This window comes from Ruegeria sp. YKSF131, assembly GCF_059612645.1.
In genome coordinates this window covers 1-5,164 of sequence record NZ_JBXWQZ010000115.1, presented here as the reverse complement: position 1 = coordinate 5,164, position 5,164 = coordinate 1, and the positions used below count along the sequence as shown (strand labels likewise).

6 protein-coding genes are annotated in these 5,164 nt (G+C 56.5%); 3 read left to right on the top strand and 3 right to left on the bottom strand.

Annotation, left to right across the window (positions count from 1 at the left end; genetic code table 11):
• The coding region (locus AC2FLZ_RS21690; RefSeq protein WP_496882769.1) for an oligosaccharide flippase family protein at nt 1–748 on the top strand (748 nt) is incomplete at its 5' end.
• A 13-nt stretch (nt 749–761) separates the two neighbouring features.
• On the opposite strand, the gene AC2FLZ_RS21685 is transcribed toward AC2FLZ_RS21690, so the two are convergent.
• The 3 genes from AC2FLZ_RS21685 to AC2FLZ_RS21675 form a co-directional block, all read right to left on the bottom strand.
• Nucleotides 762–1,826, bottom strand: a complete 1,065-nt coding sequence (locus tag AC2FLZ_RS21685) for a DegT/DnrJ/EryC1/StrS family aminotransferase (protein WP_496882768.1) — start codon at nt 1,824–1,826, stop codon at nt 762–764.
• 108 nt (nt 1,827–1,934) lie between these two features.
• Nucleotides 1,935–2,567, bottom strand: a complete 633-nt coding sequence (locus AC2FLZ_RS21680; RefSeq protein WP_480555480.1) for a GNAT family N-acetyltransferase — start codon at nt 2,565–2,567, stop codon at nt 1,935–1,937.
• Between the two features lie 34 nt (nt 2,568–2,601).
• Nucleotides 2,602–3,708 (bottom strand): peptidoglycan bridge formation glycyltransferase FemA/FemB family protein, encoded by a 1,107-nt coding sequence (locus tag AC2FLZ_RS21675; protein WP_496815817.1) that lies wholly within the window; start codon nt 3,706–3,708, stop codon nt 2,602–2,604.
• Nucleotides 3,709–3,860: 152 nt separating this feature from the next.
• Between AC2FLZ_RS21675 and AC2FLZ_RS21670 the strand changes: the two genes are divergently transcribed.
• Together AC2FLZ_RS21670 and AC2FLZ_RS21665 are read left to right on the top strand one after the other, a co-directional pair.
• Nucleotides 3,861–4,820 (top strand): glycosyltransferase family 2 protein, encoded by a 960-nt coding sequence (locus AC2FLZ_RS21670; protein WP_480555483.1) that lies wholly within the window; start codon nt 3,861–3,863, stop codon nt 4,818–4,820.
• A partial coding sequence (locus AC2FLZ_RS21665; protein ID WP_496882767.1) for a hypothetical protein occupies nt 4,817–5,164 on the top strand: 348 nt, incomplete at its 3' end. The genes AC2FLZ_RS21670 and AC2FLZ_RS21665, both read left to right, overlap by 4 nt.

Genomic DNA, 5,164 nt, shown 5'->3' with positions numbered 1-5,164 from the left:
CCGCATCACCACGATTGTGACGACACAGTTATTTGCCCCGTTGCAACGCGTGATCTACCCGGGTCTGGCAGATGTCTCACGGTCAACCGGTCAAAACCAGAAAGCATTTATGCGCATCAACGAGATGCTGCTGGCTTTCGTTCTGCCGATCAGCATCGGAACTGCGCTGATTTCGGAAGACATGATCCTTGTCGGCATGGGATACAAATGGATCGCCGCTGCTCAGGTCATCTGGGTCCTGGCGCCACTCAAAGCCTTGGAAACACTCCAGGCGAATGTTCGGGCCGCCAGCTATATCGAAGGGTCAACACGTATTCTGTTCATCCGGAACGCAACCTTGCTGGCTTTGGTCTGTTTTTTCATGTGGGTCGGTACCAAGTTTGACTTTCGTGGCGCGCTGGCGGCAGCTGGCCTGTCCAGCTTTACCGCGCTCATTATCACCCTGATCATTGCCAGAAGGTTCGGCAGGGGTGGCCTGTTTGAACCGCTGACCGTCGCCTGGCGCAGCATCCTGTCCTGCGCCGTCATGATCGCCTTGGTGATCTTTGCTGATATGCTTCTGCACGCCGGGGCACATGTCCCGCGCCTCATGGTGATCGTTCTGGTCAAAGTCTGCGTTGGCGTAGTCACCTACACATTGACCCACATCCTGCTGTGGATCATGGCGGGTCGGCCCGAAGGGTTTGAAACACTGGTCTTTTCACTGCTGTCCCGTCTGCGCGGTCACCTCCGGCGCGAGCGCGCCTGAACCAGGGATGCCTTTACAACGCCGCTTGCAATTGGGCGGTGATATAGTCCAGATGCGCCGCCCCGAGGTACTGGTGCAAAGGCAGAGACAGTGCCTTGTTCTTCAGCGCCATTGCCTCTTCCTGACCGCTCCAGTCCAGGTTGCGGTTGAACCCCGCCCACCACGGCGTCGCCCCTATTCCCTTACTTTGTAAAGTCTGAACGACCCGGTCCCTGTCTGCCACCATCACCGGCATGTTGAGGGGGCAGGTCCCCGGTGCAAGCTCGGGCAGCAACAGGTGAACACCCGGACTTCCTTCAAGCAGATCCCTGTATCGCTGCCAGTTCGACCGCCGGGCTGATATCGCCTGAGAGACGGAAAATGACTTCAAGGGTCGGGAGGCAAAAACGCTCATCCCTGCGTTCAAAAGGGCCGGGTCAAAATAGTAGTGCCCCGGAATATCCTCCAACTTATCGTTCTCAAGGGGGGCATTCTCAGCCGCAGGCTTGCCCTTTAGCGCCTGTACCATTCCCTTTGCGCGCGTTGAACCAAGCGTGGCGGTCAGACCAGTACGCACCAGTGTTTTCGCGACAACCTTGCGCGGTGCAGGACGGTTGAACGGATTACCGGTTTGCAAATCCGGCGCATTGATCACCAGCGCACCACCGCCCAGAACCGGAACAAATTTATAAAAACAAAACACCGACACGTCACCGGTACGACCTTCAGCGGGTGATACCCCGCTCAGAAGACTTAGCGCGCAATCCTCAATCATCCGCAATCCATGCCGGTCGCACAGCTCGCGCAGCTCTGCCAAAGCCGGCTGAATAACCCCGAAATAGTGGATGACATAGAGCGCTTTGGTCTGTGGAGAGATCAGCGGCTCGATCCGAGCAGGATCAGCAATCAGATCCTGCGCCACCGGAAACAGCCGGACCGACAAACCCGCATGGATCAACGGATCAACTTCCGATCCACAATTGTAGGCCGGTGCCAGAACCTCATCCCCGGGCTGCAATTCCAACAAGTCGCAGGCCGCCCGGATCGCAACACGGGTGTTATAGCTTGGAAACGCCCGACGCCCCTTGAACAGAGACATATAACCCCCCTCCGGGTCCGACCGAAAAAGGTTGGATAAGCGCATCGGGGGATCGCCACAATACAAGGTGTTCCGGGTGGGTTTAGTGGTCATGTCAGCCTGTAAAGTTCAATAGCTTCGCCAAACCCGGCGGCGCATGATCCGGTTTTCGTCACACTGCCCCACAGGGGAAAAGCCCATTTTCAGAATATTCTTGCGAGACGGCAGATTGTAATCTCTGCAATTGGTGAAAATCCCCTCGACCCCATCCGAGGCCCGGTCCGCCGCAATCATCCGCCATAGCCGTTCCTGCAAGTTTCGACCTCGATAATCCGGCAGGACATAGACATGCCAAAACAGCTCCTCCCTCTCGTCCAGGGGGACAAAGAAATCACGGCTGTGCGTCGCATCGCGCACCCAGGCAAGGGCCTGCACATTGCCATCCTCCTCCAGCAGCCAAAGCCGCCATCCAAGTGCCAGCCAGTCCACAGTACCCCAGTCATGCGCAGCCAGTGGATCGGTCATCCAAGCCAGATCCGGCTGATCCAGTTCGTCCGCAGACAAAACCTCGCGCAAGCGTCCACCCCCGCTCAGAGCGGGCTGCGACATGCTGCTGTTCTGAGTATCGAGCCTGAACACCAGATGGCGTTTGCGTACAAAACTGTCGAGAAAGGCCAGCCAGACCTGTTTGATCAGCATCCCCGGCCCCAGCCGCGCCGCGCCCTGGATCAGTTGTATCTTGCCTTTCTTCGCTAACTTCATCTTCAGCACCGCCGACCGTTCTCACATCTAGGCTTCATCCCATGATCGCCCGTTTGACCTTTTTCAAATGCCCCCGCAGCAGATCACGGGCATTTCCGGTTAGAAACACATGTCGGTTCACAATTTTCTGCCGCTCGGAAATCCGTCGGATACTGCGCGGACCGAATTCCGACTTGTACTTGTGGATGTTGAACTTCTTGTCACCCGCAACCGGAGCGCGATACCCTTCTACATCCAGGATGCTGCATCCTTTTTTCTGCGCCCAGCACATCGCCTCAAGCCACAATGCTGGTGCGATACGCAGATTACCGGCAGCCCTGAGATGTTCCGGCTCGGTTGTGAAGTGACGCCCATGCACGACGTCTTTGCTGCGATAGACCAACAGGCCAGCCAGAAACGCATCCTCCTGCCAGGCCATGATCACGGTTCCAATATCATCGGGGCGCAGCACGTCTTCGAATGTCGTCTCATATGTAGCGATGTCTAATTCTTCCAATCCGCGCGTGGCGCGCAGGCGGTTCATGCTGCTTAGAAAGATGCCGAACTCTTCGCTTGTTTCTGCATTACGGAAGGTAACGCCCTGCCGTTCAGCGCGGCGGACTTCGCGCCGGGCGCTTTTGGAGAAACTTTTCATGATCTCCTCGCGGGTCCCGGATATGTCCACCCACCCGGTTTCGCGGAACTCCTCCTCTTCGGAAACCCGCCAACCGTCCCCGGCCAGAACGCCATCCATTATTATCGCGTCCTGTTCTGTCCAGAATGGGGTGACATTCAGACTGCCCACGCTGGCCAGTTCAGGATGTTCGCAAAGGGCCTTCAGAAACGCAGCCATGTTGTGGGCGTCGTCGCATACCGGGCCGCTCAGACAATAAGCTTTGGACCAGGCCCTGGGCAAAAAAGGGTGCGGCTCAAGCGAAAGCAGGCCAACAGCCACCAGAGCGCCGCTGCTGCGGTGGGCGCGGGCATACAGAACCTTTCGGCCCGAGGCTTGCTCGGAACGGGCAAAAACCAGAGATTGCCGCGGGTGCTGGTGTTTTGCCCCTTTCAGGAATCTATCCCAGTCCGCGCGTTGTTCCGTGTTCAGGGATTCACTACAGTCGACCACGATATCGTCTTGGGTTCGAAGGTCCGGCGCTGTCAAACTATTACCTCAATATACTGGTCTATACGCTTTGACTTTTACGACCGCTATAAAACAACAATTGTCTTCAGAGGATTGTGGTCAGTGTATTCATAGAATGAAACAATGACTAAGTAATTTGAAATGTGAATGGTTAACGAGAATAGAGTATCATGATTTCATCACCAAACAGCACGTCTACTGCCTGCGCTGTTTCAATCGTGATCGTGAACTGGAACACCCGGGATATTCTTCGGGATTGCCTGATGTCCATCGCACGCGAAACAATGATGCCGCATGAGGTCATTGTCGTCGATAATGCATCAAACGATGGCTCGGCCGAACTCGTGCGAACAGAATTCCCTCGGGTGCGGCTGATCGCGAATAAGACCAACCGGGGCTTTGCTGCCGCCAACAATCAAGGACTGGAAATCGCGCAAGGGGACACCTTGTTGTTGCTCAACCCCGACACAATCATTCTGGACGGTGCGATCGACACAATGGTCCACTGGCTTGGGCAGCATCCCGATGTGGGATGCCTCGGTTGCCAGGTGCTGGAGGATGAGAACACCATTCAGCGCACCTGCTTTGCCGATCCCGGGCCTGCCAATCTTGCGCTGATCGAATTCGGACTGCATCGCCTGTCGCCGCAAAACCGGCTCCTGGGCCATGCCGAATATGGAGACTGGGACCGAAACTCCGAACGACCGGTTGATGTGGTTTCGGGCATGTTCATGCTGGTACCCCGTCACGTGTTCGAAGCGGTTGGCCTGTTGGATGAAGCATTCTTTGTCTATTCCGAAGAGGCCGATTGGTGCCGCCGCATTCGCGACGCCGGATGGTCTTGCGTATTTTCCCCCGCAGCGCAAATTCTGCATCTGGACGGGGGCGGCAAAAGCACGGTCCAGATCCGGTCACGCATGTTCGTGCAAATGCAAAAAAGCAAAATGATCTATTTACGTAAGCACTACGGTCTTTGGGGGGCGTTCTGTGGGCGGGCCATCTTTGTCGGATCCTCTATATTGCGCTTCCTGATGTCTGCCACCGGACAACATGACGAAGCTGCCGCGCGGCGACGGCTTGCGCGCGCATCCTTGCGGTATCATCTGATCAGACAGGAGCCGGTCGAGTGACCGAAGCTTCAAACCAGCTGTCATTCCAGTGGGTTGATGGGGTGAAACCTCTGAGCGACATGGTGGAAGAATGGATCGCCCTTGCCGATCGGGTGGGCGCGGATATCTATGCCAACCCGGTCTGGGTGCAGACATGGTGGATGCACTTTGGGCAGGGGCGAACACTGCGCGCATTGGTGGTGCGCAATGCGAGCGGGCATCTCGTGGCCCTGATCCCTTTCATGATTCACGCAGTCTGGCTGGGACCGATCAGGATACGTATCGCAAAACTCGCTGCAACGGACCCAAACACCGTGGTTTTTCGCCTCGCAGCCGAGGAATGGGCCGTGACACCCAGCCTGACG